Source organism: Pedobacter sp. CG_S7 (assembly GCF_040544395.1).
Lineage (GTDB): Bacteria > Bacteroidota > Bacteroidia > Sphingobacteriales > Sphingobacteriaceae > Pedobacter.
Window position 1 is genome coordinate 143,408 of record NZ_JBEONS010000003.1, and the last position, 16,410, is coordinate 159,817.

At 39.5% G+C, this 16,410-nt stretch carries 13 protein-coding genes and 1 riboswitch; of the genes, 6 read left to right on the plus strand and 7 right to left on the minus strand.

The features are described from left to right. Positions 1–2: 2 nt before the first annotated feature. A complete protein-coding gene (locus tag AAKU52_RS03540; RefSeq protein ID WP_354330299.1) occupies positions 3–1,100 on the minus strand; it encodes a PKD-like domain-containing protein in 1,098 nt (365 codons plus the stop codon). A 230-nt stretch (positions 1,101–1,330) separates the two neighbouring features. Then, positions 1,331–1,526: riboswitch (cobalamin riboswitch) on the minus strand. A gap of 226 nt (positions 1,527–1,752) precedes the next feature. Between AAKU52_RS03540 and gcvH the strand changes: the two genes are divergently transcribed. From gcvH to AAKU52_RS03570, 6 genes are all read left to right on the plus strand, one after another. Further along, positions 1,753–2,133 (plus strand): glycine cleavage system protein GcvH, encoded by a 381-nt coding sequence (gene gcvH, locus AAKU52_RS03545; protein WP_354330302.1) that lies wholly within the window; start codon positions 1,753–1,755, stop codon positions 2,131–2,133. A 3-nt stretch (positions 2,134–2,136) separates the two neighbouring features. After that, a complete protein-coding gene (locus AAKU52_RS03550; RefSeq protein WP_354330304.1) occupies positions 2,137–2,535 on the plus strand; it encodes a VanZ family protein in 399 nt (132 codons plus the stop codon). Positions 2,536–2,638: 103 nt separating this feature from the next. Next, positions 2,639–5,419 (plus strand): outer membrane beta-barrel family protein, encoded by a 2,781-nt coding sequence (locus tag AAKU52_RS03555; protein WP_354330306.1) that lies wholly within the window; start codon positions 2,639–2,641, stop codon positions 5,417–5,419. Between the two features lie 63 nt (positions 5,420–5,482). Continuing rightward, the gene (locus AAKU52_RS03560) at positions 5,483–5,698 is read left to right on the plus strand and encodes a FeoA family protein (protein ID WP_354330308.1); all 216 of its coding nucleotides are present in this window, start codon (positions 5,483–5,485) and stop codon (positions 5,696–5,698) included. A 7-nt stretch (positions 5,699–5,705) separates the two neighbouring features. Then, on the plus strand, positions 5,706–7,823 hold the full coding sequence (feoB, locus tag AAKU52_RS03565; RefSeq protein WP_354330310.1) for a ferrous iron transport protein B: 2,118 nt from the start codon (positions 5,706–5,708) through the stop codon (positions 7,821–7,823). Between the two features lie 48 nt (positions 7,824–7,871). Next, positions 7,872–8,456 carry a SprT-like domain-containing protein gene (locus AAKU52_RS03570; protein ID WP_502931013.1) on the plus strand — a complete coding sequence of 195 codons (585 nt, stop codon included), beginning with the start codon at positions 7,872–7,874 and terminating at the stop codon, positions 8,454–8,456. Here AAKU52_RS03570 and AAKU52_RS03575 read toward each other — a convergent pair. The 6 genes from AAKU52_RS03575 to accC all read right to left on the minus strand — a co-directional run bounded on the left by AAKU52_RS03575 (position 8,453) and on the right by accC (position 16,403). After that, positions 8,453–10,429: an alpha-ketoacid dehydrogenase subunit alpha/beta gene (locus AAKU52_RS03575; RefSeq protein ID WP_354330315.1), complete on the minus strand. Its 1,977-nt coding sequence runs from the start codon at positions 10,427–10,429 to the stop codon at positions 8,453–8,455. The two genes, AAKU52_RS03570 and AAKU52_RS03575, sit on opposite strands and share 4 nt — an antisense overlap. 16 nt (positions 10,430–10,445) lie before the next feature. After that, entirely contained in the window at positions 10,446–11,822 is a 1,377-nt protein-coding gene (locus tag AAKU52_RS03580) for a LutB/LldF family L-lactate oxidation iron-sulfur protein (protein ID WP_354330317.1), read from the minus strand. Between the two features lie 167 nt (positions 11,823–11,989). Then, complete coding sequence (locus tag AAKU52_RS03585; protein WP_354330319.1) at positions 11,990–13,585, minus strand: M28 family peptidase; 1,596 nt, start codon at positions 13,583–13,585, stop codon at positions 11,990–11,992. Positions 13,586–13,619: 34 nt separating this feature from the next. Next, positions 13,620–14,054 (minus strand): ribose 5-phosphate isomerase B, encoded by a 435-nt coding sequence (gene rpiB, locus AAKU52_RS03590; RefSeq protein ID WP_354330321.1) that lies wholly within the window; start codon positions 14,052–14,054, stop codon positions 13,620–13,622. A 60-nt stretch (positions 14,055–14,114) separates the two neighbouring features. After that, positions 14,115–14,981 carry a twin-arginine translocase subunit TatC gene (gene tatC / locus AAKU52_RS03595; RefSeq protein WP_354330323.1) on the minus strand — a complete coding sequence of 289 codons (867 nt, stop codon included), beginning with the start codon at positions 14,979–14,981 and terminating at the stop codon, positions 14,115–14,117. Positions 14,982–15,062: 81 nt separating this feature from the next. Next, positions 15,063–16,403: an acetyl-CoA carboxylase biotin carboxylase subunit gene (gene accC, locus AAKU52_RS03600; RefSeq protein ID WP_354330325.1), complete on the minus strand. Its 1,341-nt coding sequence runs from the start codon at positions 16,401–16,403 to the stop codon at positions 15,063–15,065. Positions 16,404–16,410: the final 7 nt, after the last annotated feature.

Here is a 16,410-nt window from a genome sequence, read left to right on the forward strand (position 1 = left end):
GGCTATCTTAAATTCATATCTGCTACCCCTAATACCTCAGTAGAAAATTCTCCTAGCCAACCCATATTCGCTTGGATACTAGTCTGTATCTTAATGAAGTCGATACCTTCCAGGTTAATTTTCTTTCCTTCCTTATCTATGGCATTTGCAATATCGATTTTATCTCCACCAGCGGTGTTATCTGCATAGCCCCATCCAAATGGAGCACTGGTGATATTCGTTGGGCTAGTCATATTAATATTTCTTGATGGGAGTAAAGTTCCTTTTAATGTATACACATCTGTTGCCCACTCTGGGAAATAAGATTGTTTATGATACACATTGGTTTCCACAAACCCTGAATTTCCTTTATTGTCTTTCCACGCTACTTTAGCTGTTGCCGGATTTGGTTTGGTATAGGTAACTTCATAGTTGCGTATATAGCCGTCTTTTCCAAATTCACTTCCTGCAATTTCATACCAGGTGTCATCTGCAATACCATTCCCGTTTTCATCCTGCATAACCCATACAATGCCAGGTTCTGCATTGGTAAGACCCGCATTTCCGTAAATGATAATATCTTCTTTATCTAGCTGATTGATGACGGTATGGTCAAAACCAAGCACAATATATCCGCCCCATGCGCCTAAAGTTACCATACCTTTTTTTCCAAGAATGCTTTCCGCACTGATCCTATTTCCGGGAGCTTTGTTAATGAACTGCCCCGGAGCAGGTAAATATTCAATAAGTTTTGTTACGTATAAACTACTTTCAGGGGTAATAGGTTTAATTGGGGCGCTTGCATTTACTGTATATTGACGAGTAAATGTTCCTGCAGCATTTGATGCCGTGTACCCTATGATATATTTGCCTGATTTAGTGGGTGTAAATTCATAACTTTCATTTGTGCTTTTAACCTCATTATTAAGTCTCCATTCATGCTGAATCGCTTTTTCATTCGAAGCAGCAGCCTTAAATGTGATTTTCGTATTTACTGTTGTCGCTACTACATCTTCAGCGATAGAAAATGTAACTTCTGGAAGTACTTCTTTGTCTTTTTTACAACCTGCAAGCAATACGGTAAGTAAAAGAACTGTTGTTAGGTAATTTTTAATGTTCATGTAATTGTTTTTTATTTGTTCAAAGATTATTATAAACTAATGCAATTAATTTTTACAGTAAACTTTCTGGAATAAGATACAGGAGGAAATGGAAAGAAGTACTGGGGCATAGTATGCCCAGAAATATTTTAGTCATTTTGTTGTGAGTTTATACCCACAGCAAACAGTAGATTAATGAAATGAACTCAAATAAAAAGTATTCATGTCAAGCTTCAATCCCCGAAAGCTATGAAATTTTAAAACTTATGGCAGGTCTTCTGACTTACTCCCGATGTTCCTGCCTTCCCATTCTTTTGTTATTTTGAACAGTGGCGATGATTTGGATATCGTTATAGAGCTTACAGCTGCGGGACAGTTACGGATTTTCACCATATTCCCTTTTAATCCTGGTTAATATAACCAGAAACCAAAGCGATGCAAACGTATGAAATAATTGCGAACTATTTTAAATGAAATTTTATAATGATGGTTTCATGAACAGGTAAACTTTAATTTCCATGTTATTTGAACATATCACATCTTGATTAATATTATTTGTCGTAAATAATACAAATAGTGTTAAATTAGCACTCTGTTTAAAGTTGGGCAAATTTGAGTGCAAGACTTTTGTTAAATAGGTTTAAATTATTGACAATTAACTAATTAAGTACATATGAATTTTCCATCAGAATTAAAATACACTAAAGACCACGAATGGATTAGAGTGGAAGGCGACGAAGCTTACCTTGGAATTACTGATTTTGCTCAGCGCGAATTAGGTGATATCGTTTATATCGACATCAATACCCTGGGTGAAGTAGTTAATAAAGACGATGTTTTTGGAACTGTTGAAGCCGTGAAAACTGTTTCTGATTTGTTTATGCCCGTTACTGGAACTGTTTTAGAGGTTAACCCTGCTTTAAATGATAACCCTGAGTTAGTGAATTCAGATCCTTATGGTGCTGGATGGATGGTTAAAGTTACTTTAGCTGATGCGGCTAATGTAAATGATTTGCTTGATGCAGCTGCCTATAAATCTTTAGTTGGCGCTTAATTAATGAGTTATTTAAAAGGATTAAAGTATCAGGGCTGGGCAATTGCCTGGACCATACTCATTTCAATACTTTGTTTTATGAAAACGCCAGGCTCGGAAAGCACTGGCGTTTTTTTTAAAGGTTTTGATAAGCTGGTGCACCTCGGGTTTTTTTATGTGCTTACCGTATTGCTCTTTTTTGGTAAAATCAGGTACCAACATAATTACAGTTTTAGTATCTTAACAATTTTCAAGATTATTTTAATTACTGCATCTATTGGTGGGGGAATCGAATTGGTCCAACTGTTTTTCTTCAGTTACCGCTCTGCGGAGTGGTGGGATTTTTGGTGTGATATGATTGGCGTATTGATGGGGGTATTTAGTTATGTATTGCTCCATGTTGCCGATTATAGTAAAAAATAAATATTCGCTTGTATTAAGAATGTTACTTTAAAATAAACAGGCTACACTAATCTATTCTCCTCAAGGCTAGTCTATACATTTGATTAACTGCAATCATTACGTTATGACGAGAATTTTTACCCCAGGCTTGTTACTTTTAGGAGTAATGATGTTCGCTACTATGGCCTTTGGCCAGAATAACAATGGATCTGCAACAGGAACCATCGTAAATGCTAAAGACAAGCTTCCCATTGATTATGCTACTGTAGCTGTAAAAAGTCTGAAGGACTCTAGTGTAGTTGGAAGTGCCAATACTGCTACCGATGGTGGTTTTGAATTTAAAGGATTAGCGCCTGGTAATTACCGTTTGTATGTAGCTTACCTGGGCTTGCAAAGTGTAACCAAAGATTTTACCGTTTCCTTAGCCGGTAGTCGTGTTGATTTGGGCGCCGTAAGTATGGAAAATTCTGGTCTGGATTTAAATACAGTAGAAATAATTGGAGAAGTGCCCCCGGTAGTTGTAAAAAAAGATACTATAGAATTTAATGCCGGCTCCTTTAAAGTGCGCGAAAATGCGGTAGTAGAAGATGTGCTGAAGAGGTTACCCGGTGTAGAAGTGGCCAAAGACGGCTCTATCAAAGCACAGGGAGAAACTATTACCAGAATTAAAGTGGATGGAAAGGAGTTTTTTGGAAATGACCCGCTATTGGCCACAAAAAACCTGCCTGCAGATATGATCGACAAAATCCAGGTGATTGATCAATTGTCGGAACAAGCGCAATTTACAGGAATTGATGATGGTAATAGGGAGAAAATTATCAATATCATCACTAAAAAAGATAGAAAAAACGGTGTTTTTGGTAATTCTAATATAGGCTATGGCTCCGACGACCGTTATGATGTGAACGTAAATATCAATAAGTTTAATAATGATGAACAAATGTCTGTTGTGGCACAGTTTAACAATGTTAACAAGCAAAACTTTGGTGAAGGTGGTGGCAGAGGCAGACAAGGCGGCGGTGGCAATGGTTCGCCTCAGGGTATTACCACTACTAATGCAGCAGGTTTAAATTATGCCAATATCTTTAAGAATAAAACGGAAATCAACGCCAGTTACTTTTTTAATAAAACTTCCTTGTTCAACGAACAAAACAGCTTCAGACAAAACTTACTTGGTAATACAACAACAACTTTTGCTAACCACTTAAAAAGTACGACTGAGAGACTGAATCACCGTTTTAACTTCATGATAGATACTAAAATCGATTCGGCTACGACCATTAAAATACAGCCAAACTTCACTTTTACCGAATCGAATGGTATCCGTAACAGTGATTACACTAATGTGTTCAATAATTCACAAACTGTAGGTAAACAGGCTTATACAACCAAGTCTACTTCTCCTTCTTTAAGGAATAACGTGTTGTTAAGAAGAAAATTCCTTCGCCTCGGCAGAACCTTGTCTTTAAACGTAAATACCAATTGGAACGATAGTAATTCAGAAAATTTCAATGATATACAAAACTATACGACCAATGCTGCGGGAACTGCACAGGAATTTACCAACCAGTTTAACGATACCAAAAGCAATTCATTCGGTAACCACTCCAGGTTAGTCTATACCGAACCTTTATCGAAAACTTTTAGTTTGGAATTAAATTATGAAAACCGTTATAACTTTAGCGAATCACAACGATTTACCTATAACTTTAACCCCATTACTTCCAGGTATGACCAGATTGATGATACTTTTACTAATACCTATGAAAATACAACCTTAACCAATTCGCTAGGGTTCAGTTTTAATAAGACAGAAAAGAAATACACTTGGAATGCTGGTTTGGCTGTTCAAAATACAGATCGAAAAAATGATAACATAACTACCGGTATGGTAATTAAACAGAATATCTATAACCTTACACCAAGTGCACAGTTCCGCTATACCTTTAGCAATAGCAAGCGCATCAGGATCAATTACCGTGGTAACACACAGCAACCAAGTATCTCGCAAATTCAACCTATTCCAGACAACTCCAATACGCAAAGCATCCCCATTGGTAATCCGAACCTTAAACCTTCATTTACCAATAATTTGAATATTGTATATAACAATTTTGACTTTTCTAATTATCGCTCTTTTTTCTTGTATATCAACGCCAATCAAACCTTAAATGCTTTTGGTAATAACAGCATGCTGATTACCAATGATGCTGATACCACCAGGAATGGTAAAATTGCCATCTTACCTATAAACGTTAAGGGGGTATATAATTTAAATGCAGGCTCTTCGCTGGGGCTTCCAATTATTCCGGGTAATAAATTAAACCTGAATATTAACCTGAGGGGTTCTTATGGCCGAGGAGTTAACCTTACCAATTCCATCGAAAATATTTCTAATGATTACAGTCTAACCAATGGCTATAAATTAGTGTCTTCCTTTGATAAGTTCGATTTTACTGCGGGTATTAATGGTACCCTGAACAGAAGTACTTACTCTGCTAACCCTAATCAGAACACCACTTATTATACCATGAACCCAACAATCGATATCAGTTACCTTTTTCCGGGTGAGGTGCGTATCGCTGCCGATGTTGATTATTTCCAGAATACCGGCAGAGGGGCTGCATTTGATACTAAATATGTATTGTTCAATTCTTATATCAGTAAACAGTTCCTTAAAAATAGAGGAACTTTTAAGTTTGCTGTAAATGATATCCTGAACCAAAATCAAGGGATTATTCGTACCTCTAGCAATAACACCATTACAGATCTAAACTACAATGTGTTGAAGCGCTATTTCATGCTTTCCTTTACTTACTCCTTAAATCGTATGGGAGGAAAAAATATGCCTGGAGAAAATAGTAAGCAACGTGGTGGCGGACAGCGGATGAGAATGAGACTATAGGAAGTCATTTCTTTATTTGGATTAGTTATAAATAAAGGCTAAATTGCGCTCAAACTTAGTACAATGAAACTATCGCAATTAAGTAAGGGAGAACAAGGAACTATTGTAGCATTTACAGATCTTGAAATGTCAGTAAAATTAATGGAGATGGGTTGTCTGCCTGGAGAAGTTGTTGAAGTAGAGCGTTTTGCACCACTTGGTGACCCTATGGCCATACGTGTAGCTGGTTATCAGCTTTGTTTGCGTAAAGAAGAAGCATCAGTGATCATCATCTCATAAAAAGGATTTGGCTATTGATATTAAAATTGCCTTAGTTGGTAACCCTAATACAGGAAAATCAACACTGTTTAACTTATTAACCGGACTAAACCAGAAAATAGGAAACTTTCCTGGAATTACTGTAGATAAGAAGGTTGGCTATTGTAAACTTCCTAACCAGCAACAGGCGGAGATCGTAGATCTTCCAGGTACATATAGTTTATACCCGAAAAGTAGTGATGAGAGTATTGTGTTCCAGGTTCTTGCTGATCAGCATAACCCTAGTCACCCTGAACTCATTATTTTAGTGGCCGACGCCACTAACCTGCGAAGAAACCTGTTGTTGTACACGCAGGTTGCCGATTTAGGCTTGCCGGTAATTCTTGCCCTCAACATGATTGACATGGCAACTAAGGAGGGCCTGGAAGTAAATGTTAACCTGCTTGCTGAAAGACTTGGCATACAGGTTGTCGCTATTTCAGCCCGGGGCAATGTTGGCCTCGACGAATTAAAAAGGGCCATTGTTAACCGTGCCACCATCGCTACCCAACTTCCTGGTGCCGATGTAACTATTTTAGCTCCTGAAGCTATTGCGCAGGTTAAAACCCTGCTTAAAACCGATAATGATTACTATGCTTTGCAGCTGCTGCACCAGCACCAGCATATCGCTAATATTCCACCGCCAACACATCTGGCTCTTGAAAAAATAAAAAAGGATGCCGCTTTTGAGTCTTCCAAACAGCAGGCTGCAGAAACCATTTCCCGTTACCGTTATTTAAGTACCATACTTACGGGTGTAATTAAAGATACCGGGGCTGCCCGTAAATTTATCTTTAGTGATAAACTTGATAGCATACTTACTCACCGGTTCTGGGGGTTTTTTATCTTTATTTTCATTCTCTTCTTTATCTTTAACTCCATATTTTCTTGGTCGACCTACCCAATGCAACTCATTGAATTAGGTTTTGCACAGTTAACAAATTATGGTCACCAGCACCTGCCTGAGGGTCTTTTAACTAATCTTTTCTTAGATGGTATACTGGCAGGTCTAGGTGGAGTTATTATTTTTATTCCACAGATCGCTATTTTATTTGCTTTCATCTCTGTGCTGGAAGATACAGGTTACATGTCGCGCGTAACCTTTATGATGGATAAAGTGATGAGTAAATTTGGCCTGAGTGGTAAGTCTGTGGTGCCTATGATTGGCAGTTTAGCTTGTGCTGTGCCTTCTATCATGAGTGCCCGTAACATTGAAAGCTGGAAAGACAGGATCATTACCATTATGGTTTCTCCGCTGGTAAGTTGTTCTGCACGTTTACCGGTATATACTTTATTAATTTCCCTTATCATTCCCAAAACACATCTTTTTGGTTTTATAAACCTACAGGGTTTAACCCTGATGGGCATGTATTTGATCAGTATTTTAGCGGCTGTATTGGTGGCTTTTGTAATGAAATTCCTGATCAAGGCCAAAGGGAAGTCATACTTTATTATGGAGCTGCCGGTTTACCGTATGCCCCGCTGGAGCAATGTGCTGCTTACGATGTATGAAAAATCTAAAACTTTTGTACTGGAAGCGGGTAAGGTAATTATCGCTATTTCTATCGTTTTATGGGTGATGGCTACTTATGGTCCACCTCAGCGTTTTGCCGAAATTGACAGGAAATATGCCGAAATTGAGGCCGGGCAAGACCTTGTTAAAATTCAAACCCTGGAAAGAGACCACGCTGCCGAACGGCTGGAAAATTCTTATGTCGGCATACTTGGCCATGCTATTGAACCTGCCATCAGGCCCCTGGGTTTTGACTGGAAAATTGGCATTGCCTTAATTACTTCTTTTGCCGCCCGCGAAGCTTTTGTAGGTACTATGGCAACGATTTATAGTGTGGAAGGTGGTGATGAGAATGTTGGAACTATCCGCAGTAAAATGATGGCCGCTAAAGATGCCAACACAGGCTTGCCCATTTTTACTTTTGCTACCGGCTTTTCACTGATGTTGTTTTATGCTTTTGCCATGCAATGTATGAGTACTGTTGCTGTGGTGTACCGGGAAACAAAATCATGGAAATGGCCGCTTTTTCAAACCGCTTATATGACTGCAATGGCTTATATAGCCAGTTTAATTGCTTACCAACTTTTAAAGTAAAAGCTTATCTTCGTTATTGTGAAAAAAGATCAGGTTCTCGCACAATACATGCCCGCTGCTGCAGCGCCTATTATAGCCCGCTGGATTGATTATTTTCAATGTGAATTTAAAATCTCTAAAAACAGAACCACCAAACTGGGTGATTACAGGCATCCCTTTAAAACAGCAGGGCACAGGATCTCTGTAAACAACGATTTAAACCACTTTGCCTTTCTGGTGACTACCGTTCATGAGTTTGCACATTTACTAACCTGGAATGACCATAAGAACAAGGTTAAGCCGCATGGTTTGGAGTGGAAGAATAATTTTAAAAGGATGATGAATCCTTTTTTAGAACAGCAGGTTTTTCCAGAAGAGGTACAGCATGCCATTACTGTTTATTTGTTAAATCCTGCGGCCTCAAGTTGTAGTGATTTACATTTATCAAGAACGCTTAAAAAATATGACCTTGCCAGCAAGGGGACAAGACTAGAAGAAATTCCTTTACATGCCGAATTTACCATTAAAGATGGCCGGAAATTCAAAAAAGGGGAAAGACTGCGTAAAAGGTTCCGTTGTACTTGCCTGGATAATGGACATATCTACTTGTTTAACCCGCTGGCAGAAGTAATTCTTGCCGCCACTGGAACTTAGTAAGCAATCAGCTTTTCTACCGTTTCCTGCAGGCGGCTTTTAGCCAGAAAGCTGTCTTCTAAAGCTTTATTCATGGGTATAGCGGTATCTAGACTAGCACAGCGCATTACCGGGGCATCTAAATGTTCAAAGCAATGCTCGGCAATCCAGGCAGCAATTTCAGCGCCAAAACCAGAACCCATTGTATCTTCATGTAAAATCAAAGCCCTGCCGGTGTTCTTTACCGCTGCGGCAACAGTTTGTTTGTCCCACGGCTGTAAACTGCACAAGTCAATTAGCGTAACCGACAATGCGGGATGTAGCTCTAAATAGGCCAAAGCCCAATGAACGCCCAAACCATAGGTAATGAGGCACAAATCTGTTCCCTCTTTCAGCACATTAGCCTTGCCAATTTCAACCGTGTAAAAACCTTCAGGTACTACACCGCTTAAGTTTCTATACAAATATTTGTGCTCAAAATATATTACCGGATTTGGGTCTTCAATAGCAGCCAGCAACAAGCCTTTAGCCTCCAAAGGAAATGCCGGGTATACCACCTTTAAGCCGGGGGTTTTAGTAAACCAGGCTTCATTGCTTTGCGAATGAAAAGGACCAGCGCCAGTTCCTGCACCAGTAGGCATTCTGATCACCACATCTGCCTTTTCGCCCCAGCGGTAATGTGTTTTTGCCAGGTTGTTCACCACCTGGTTAAAGCCACAGGTTACAAAATCTGCAAACTGCATTTCTACCACCGCTTTATAGCCATTGATTGATAAACCTAAAGCAGCTCCAACTATTGCAGATTCGCAAATAGGCGTATTGCGAACCCTGGCTTTTCCAAACGCATTGGTAAAGCCGTCTGTAATCTTAAAAGCACCACCATAATCAGCGATATCCTGCCCCATTAAAACCAGGTTAGGGAACTTGTGCATCGCCGTTTTTAAAGCGTCGGAGATCGCATCTAAATACCTGATTGTGCTGCCCGTGCCTGTAGCTGAAACAACTTGCTGCTGGTAGGGGAAATACATATCTGCTAGTTCATTTTCAGGATTGGCAACAGGCTCCGGCTCCCTAAAAGCACTTTCTATGTCAATCTCAATTTCCTTTTTGAATTGGCTTTTCAGGTCGCTGACCAGGCCATCGTTTAATATATTTTGGCCATAAAGGTAAGCTTCAAAGTTTTTAACAGGGTCTTTCTTTTCCCATTCTTCGAGCAATTCTTTTGGAACATATTTAATGCCTGATGCCTCTTCATGACCACGCATCCGGAAGGTTAAACATTCAATCAGAACAGGTTTTGGGTCCTTGCGCATCTTTTCTGCAACTGCAGTAAGGGTATCAACAACCTCTAAAATATTATTACCATCCAGCTGTATCCCTTCAATGCCGTAACCCAGGGCACGGTCCACCAGGTTTTTGCAGTGGTATTGTTCATTAATAGGTGTGGAGAGGCCATATCCGTTGTTTTCAATCAAAAAAATGACTGGTAAGTTCCATACCGAAGCAACATTGATGGCTTCGTGGAAATCACCTTCACTAGTTGCACCTTCGCCAGTAAAAACAAGTGTTGCGGCAGCTTTACCCGCTAAAAGATCAGCCAGGGCGATGCCATCTGCCAGGGCCATTTGTGGCCCCAGGTGCGAGATCATTCCTATAATTTTATGTTCCTGTGTACCAAAATGAAAGGAGCGGTCGCGCCCCTTGGTGAAGCCCGTAATTTTGCCCTGCCACTGTGCCATTAACTTTTTCAGGGGAACCTGCCTGGTGGTAAAAACACCTAAGTTGCGGTGCATGGGTAATATATATTCTGAACTTTCCATAGATAGGGTACTCCCTACAGCAATGGCCTCCTGGCCAATGCCTGAAAACCATTTCCCAATACGACCCTGACGGAGTAAGATGAGCATTTTTTCCTCGATCATCCGGGGATAAAGCAACTGCTTATACAAATTTAATAATGTTGTATCGTCCTTACCTTTTCTGTCAAAATACATTTATATTGGTGTTTGGTTATACTTTGTTTCTTTCTTCATGGAGCTCGGAGAATGATTTAGGTGCTACCTCAGGCATTGTACGGTATTTTCCCCAAATCTTTTTGAAAAGTAGTTTTAAAAAGAAGTTCTTGATTTTGCCGCCAACCATGTCCATTCTTGACCGTTTCAGCATACTTGTTTTCCAAAATTTCCAGCCTATATCTTCCGCTTTGGAGTTATCATGTGCTGCCACGGCATCTCTTCTGTTCAGTAATAACATTTTATGGATGTCTATTTTTACCGGACACACTTCTGAGCATTTGCCACATAAAGTGGAGGCATAGCTTAGGTGCTTAAATTCTTTCATTCCCTTTAAATGAGGGGTAATGATAGATCCTATTGGGCCACTGTAGGTGGTGTTGTAAGTATGACCGCCAATGTTTTTATAAACAGGGCAGGCATTGAGGCAAGCACCACAGCGGATGCAATACAAACCCTGGCGCTGGTCTTTTTGGGCAAGAAGATTAGTACGACCATTATCGAGAAGAATGACGTACATTTCTTCTGGTCCATCAGTTTCGGTCGCTTTCCGCGGACCACTCAGTAGGGTGTTGTAAACGGTTAGGTTTTGTCCCGTTCCATGACTGGCCAGCAGCGGCCAGAACAAATCAAGGTCGGCCATAGAAGGAATAACTTTTTCTATACCTACAATGGCGATATGTATTTTCGGAAAAGTGGTGCACAACCTGGCATTGCCTTCATTTTCTGTGAGGGCAACACTACCTGTATCTGCGACTAAAAAGTTGCCACCACTGATGCCTATGTCAGCTGTTAAATATTTTTCCCTTAATAATTCCCGGGCTTTTTGGGTAAGCTGTTGTGGTGTGGAATCAAGTGGGGTACCGAAATGTTCATGGAAAAGCTTGGCAATATCGTCCTTACTCAGGTGCATGGCGGGGGTAACAATATGGTAGGGTGGCTGACCAAGCAGCTGTACAATGTATTCTCCTAAGTCACTTTCCAATGATTCTATGCCGTTTTTCTCCAGGAAGTCGTTTAAGTGGATCTCCTCTGTAGTCATTGATTTCGACTTAATCACCGTTTTTCCACCATTTTTTTTGATGATATTCAGGATTTCTTTCTGCGCTTCTTCGGCACTATTGGCCCAAATAACCTTGCCTCCGTTGCGTTGAAAATTGGTTTCAAACTCCGGTAAAAATTTGTCGAGGTTTTCCATAACCCGCCATTTAATGACGTGAGCCTTTTTTTTGGAGTTTTCGAGGTTCTCAAATTTTGACAATCCTCTTTCTACCGCAACATTGTATTTGCCAATATTGTGATTGATAATTTTACGATGGTCAAGATCAAAAGCTTTTTCATCAGCCTTTAACAAAAAATCCTCAGCAGTTTTCATGTGTCTAATTTTATTTTTAAAGGTAATGAATCCGTTATGGTCAATCAGGGTTCATTAGGTTCAAATATAATTAAATAGGCTGCAGCAAAAAGAATTAAATCTGGCAAATTGATTAAAAAGAGGATGAACACCAATCGGTAGTCATCCTCTTTACTTCAATTAATGATTTAATTTATTGGAGATCCGTCTTCTTTTTTATCAACCACGGGTCGTTTGGCGGCATTGGCCAATTCCCATGCGGTAAAATAAACGAGCTTTGCTCTTCTGGTCATCATCGGAAAATCAATTTTATCTATCTCATCACCAGGTTGGTGGTATTCTGGATGTACGCCATTGAAATAGAAAATTACAGGAATATTGTGTTTAGCGAAATTATAATGATCAGAACGGTAATAAAAGCGGTTAGGATCGGTGCGGTTATTATAGCGCATGTCTAGGTCCATTTTAATATAATCTGTATTTGCTTTTATACCCAGTTTATTCAGGTCAGAACTTAACATGTCTGAACCGATGATATAGATATAATCAGGATTTTTTTCATGAGCAGCATCTACACGACCAATCATGTCGATATTTAAATTGGTAATCGTGTTTTCAAGTGGGAACACGGGGTTTTCTGAATACCATTCAGAACCCAATAGACCTTTTTCCTCACCAACTACGGTCATAAATAAGATACTTCTTTTGGGCCCTTTACCTGCTTTTTTAGCTTTAGAAAATGCTTCAGCAAGCATGATTACACCAGTTGTACCTGAGCCATCATCATCTGCACCGTTGTTAACTTTATCGGTACCCGAGGTGGTTAAGCCAATATGGTCATAGTGAGCAGTGATTACTAAAACTTCTTTTTTGAGGATGGGGTCTGAACCTTCTAAAAATCCCAATACGTTTTCTGCACGTAAAGGTTCTTCTTTTCTGATAGCACTGGCACAAAAGGCTATATCAATGGCTTTAGATGCAGGTTTTTTGGTTTCGGTTAATTGTTTTTGCAAGCCAGCAATGTTGTTTTTGCTTTGTTTTAAAATCTCGTTTGCCGTTTCGGTAGAGATGGAAATAGTTGGCAGCGATTTCTTGTTTTTTAAATTTTCTAAATAAGCTTTTGTTTTCATTACCAGTGGTCCTTCGCCATTATTATAGCGCGCTTTCATGGCTTCTGAAATGTTGTCTAGATCGGGGTCAACAATTAATAAGGCTACAGCCTGGTTTTTAATAAGGAATTCAATTTTGGCTTGTTGTTGCTGCATTCTTTTGCGCATTTCTGTGCGGTCTGCAGGAGAATTGTCTTTCAAAATCATGACCACTTTGTTTTGAAGGTTTTGCCCTGCGAAATCATCATAGCCCTCTTTTGTTATGCCATAGCCGGCAAAGACCACCTCTTTATTGTTAAAAGTAAATCCTTCTCCAGTAACGCTGGAAGGGATAATGATAAAATCTTTCAATAATTCTTTAGGTGTACCATTAATAGTCACAATGCTTTGTACTAAAGTATTGGTAGCCATGTCTATAGGCTGAAAATAACTGCCGTTAACCGGCCCTTTTAGTCCCAGGTTTTTAAATTGTTTTTTGATGTATTCTGCTGCCATCCAGGCACCCTTTTTACCCGTTTCCCTTCCTTCATATTCATCTGAAGCAAGAACAGATAAATGTTGATAGGATTTTTCTTTGGTAATGGTCTGGCTGTATTTTACGGCGGTTTTATTTTGTGCGCAGGCACTAAAACCCATAAAAAGGACCAGACTAGCGTATATTAATGGTTTTTTCATGTGTTAGTGGTGTTGGGTATAAAGAAAAGTCAATTTAGCAAGATATTTTATCCACACGTGTTCCATGTCTGCCACCTTCAAAAGCGGTATTCAAAAACATAGTGGTAATTTCTCTGGCCAGTTCTTCAGAAATGAACCTTGCCGGGATACAAAGTATATTGGCATTATTATGCCTTCTGGCAAGGGCGGCAATTTCATTTTCCCAACAAATGGCGGCCCGAATTTGTTGGTGTTTATTGGCGGTAATAGCTACACCATTGGCACTGCCACAAATCAGGATTCCAAAAGTGCATTCGCCGGTTTCTACTGCCTGGGCTACAGGGTGTGCAAAATCAGGATAATCAACAGCCGCCGGGTTATGGGTGCCAAAGTCTTTGACCTCTTCTTCTCCTAAAAAAGCTTTTATCATTTCTTTGTATTCGAAACCGGCATGGTCTGCGCCAATGGCAATCTTAATTTTTGTGGACATTTTCAATGGTATATAATTTATTTTTTAAAGGCGATGAAACTACTTGCGTCGTGTTCAATGCTAAGCCAAGTCTCTTTTTCTTTTACGTTCTATGCTGGCAGAGATATAGATACTAAATTCATAAAGTAAAAAGATAGGCATAGCTACAATTAACATCGTGTATGGATCTGCAGTAGGGGTAACAATGGCTGCAATGATAAGAATAACAACAGATGAATACCTTCTGGTAGAACGCATGAAAGCAGGTGTCATGATACCCAGTTTGGATAAGATATAGATGATGACAGGCAGTTGGAAAACGATTCCCGAACCTAATGTCAGCGTCATTACCGACGAAAGATATGAGTCAATGGTAAAAGTGTTCTGAATTTCAGGACTTACCGTAAAGTTAGTTAGAAAGTTAATGGATAGTGGGCAGATAATGTAATACCCAAATAACAGGCCGAGGAAAAATAAGAAAGAGGCGAAAAATACAAATCCGCTTGCCGATTTTCTTTCTTTATCATGTAGTGCAGGTTTTATAAATAGCCATACTTCAAATAATAAATAGGGTATGCCTAATATAATTCCAACCATAACACAGGAATTCAGTTGCAGCGTAAACTGTCCGGCCATTTCTGTGTTTATAATTTTCGCATCTATTTTAGTAATGCAGAAATCTGACCCTATAGAAGGATATTTTTCTACCAGTTTACACATCATGCGGTAGGTCCAGAATGTTGGATTCTTTGGCCCCATGATAATGGTATTGAATATAAAGTCGGTAAAGTAAAAAGCACCAATAGTAAAGACTATAACGACGGACAATGCCCTTAGGAGGTGTTTTCTTAGGACATCAATGTGGTCAAAGAAAGACATTTCCGACTCCAGTGTTTTGGTTTTGTTTTTTATGGAATCAATTAGATTCTGGGTTTTATTTTCACTCATGTAAATTGCTTGTTAAAACAAAAATACCATTCTGTTCTTTAATAGAATGGTATTTACGTTTTAAATATTACAAATTTTTTATTATTCTGTAAAAACAAAGGTTTCCATAAACTTGGTGGTAAAATTACCAGCCCTGAAATTAGGATCCTTCATCAATTTTAAATGAAATGGTATGGTCGTTTTTACGCCCTCAATCACAAATTCGCTTAGAGCTCTTTCCATGGTGCTGATAGCCTCTTCCCTGGTTTGAGCCACACAGATCAGTTTAGCAATCATAGAATCGTAGTTGGAAGGAATTTGATAACCTGCATAAACATGAGTATCAACCCTTACACCATGACCACCCGGAGAATGGAAGTTTGTTATTCTACCCGGACAAGGACGGAAGTTATTAAAAGGATCTTCCGCATTGATCCTGCATTCTATGGCATGCATGTTTGGTAAATAATTCTTTCCAGAGATCGGAACGCCAGAAGCAACTTTGATTTGTTCTTTGATGAGGTCATAGTTAATCACCTCCTCCGTTACCGGATGCTCAACCTGAATACGGGTATTCATTTCCATAAAATAGAAGTTCCGGTGCTTATCTACTAAAAATTCTATAGTTCCGGCTCCTTCATATTGTACAGCAACAGCACCTTTAATAGCTGCCTCACCCATTCTTTCCCTTAATTCAGGTGTCATAAACGGTGATGGTGCTTCCTCAACTAATTTCTGATGCCTGCGTTGTATAGAACAATCGCGTTCAGAGAGGTGACAAGCTTTACCGTATTGATCACCAATAATCTGGATCTCAATGTGACGAGGATCTTCAATGTATTTTTCCAGGTAAAGGCCATCGTTGCCAAAAGCAGCACCAGATTCTTGTCTGGCGCTATCCCATGCATTTTCGAAGTCTTCATCTTTCCAAACTACCCGCATTCCGCGGCCACCACCACCGGCAGTAGCTTTTAAGATAATCGGATAGCCCATATCGTTGGCAATTTTGATGCCTTCTTTAAAGTTGTTTAATAAACCTTTTGAACCAGGAATAGTAGGTACGCCTGCTTTTTTCATGGTTTCCTTTGCCGAAGCTTTATCGCCCATGGAGTTTATCTGTTCTGGCGTAGCGCCAATGAACTTGATTCCATAATCGCGGCATACGGAAGAAAACTTAGCGTTTTCAGATAAGAAGCCATATCCCGGATGTATTGCATCTGCATTTGTTAGTTCTGCTGCAGAAATGATGTTTGGAATGCTTAAATAAGAATCTTTACTTGGAGGCGGGCCAATGCAAACTGCTTCATCAGCAAAACGGACATGTAAACTTTCTCTGTCTGCTGTTGAATAAACCGCAACGGTTTTAATGCCCATCTCCTTACAGGTACGTATAATACGCAAGGCAATTTCGCCCCTGTTGGCAATTAGTATTTTTTTAAACATATAATTA

Coding starts and splice junctions, on each gene's coding strand:
- AAKU52_RS03580 (WP_354330317.1), bottom strand. CDS start 11,822: ATGAAAACTGCTGAGGATTTTTTGTTAAAGGCTGATGAAAAAGCTTTT.
- AAKU52_RS03560 (WP_354330308.1), top strand. CDS start 5,483: ATGAAACTATCGCAATTAAGTAAGGGAGAACAAGGAACTATTGTAGCA.
- gcvH (WP_354330302.1), top strand. CDS start 1,753: ATGAATTTTCCATCAGAATTAAAATACACTAAAGACCACGAATGGATT.
- AAKU52_RS03540 (WP_354330299.1), bottom strand. CDS start 1,100: ATGAACATTAAAAATTACCTAACAACAGTTCTTTTACTTACCGTATTG.
- AAKU52_RS03555 (WP_354330306.1), top strand. CDS start 2,639: ATGACGAGAATTTTTACCCCAGGCTTGTTACTTTTAGGAGTAATGATG.
- AAKU52_RS03570 (WP_502931013.1), top strand. CDS start 7,872: ATGCCCGCTGCTGCAGCGCCTATTATAGCCCGCTGGATTGATTATTTT.
- rpiB (WP_354330321.1), bottom strand. CDS start 14,054: ATGTCCACAAAAATTAAGATTGCCATTGGCGCAGACCATGCCGGTTTC.
- AAKU52_RS03585 (WP_354330319.1), bottom strand. CDS start 13,585: ATGAAAAAACCATTAATATACGCTAGTCTGGTCCTTTTTATGGGTTTT.
- tatC (WP_354330323.1), bottom strand. CDS start 14,981: ATGAGTGAAAATAAAACCCAGAATCTAATTGATTCCATAAAAAACAAA.
- accC (WP_354330325.1), bottom strand. CDS start 16,403: ATGTTTAAAAAAATACTAATTGCCAACAGGGGCGAAATTGCCTTGCGT.
- AAKU52_RS03550 (WP_354330304.1), top strand. CDS start 2,137: ATGAGTTATTTAAAAGGATTAAAGTATCAGGGCTGGGCAATTGCCTGG.
- AAKU52_RS03575 (WP_354330315.1), bottom strand. CDS start 10,429: ATGTATTTTGACAGAAAAGGTAAGGACGATACAACATTATTAAATTTG.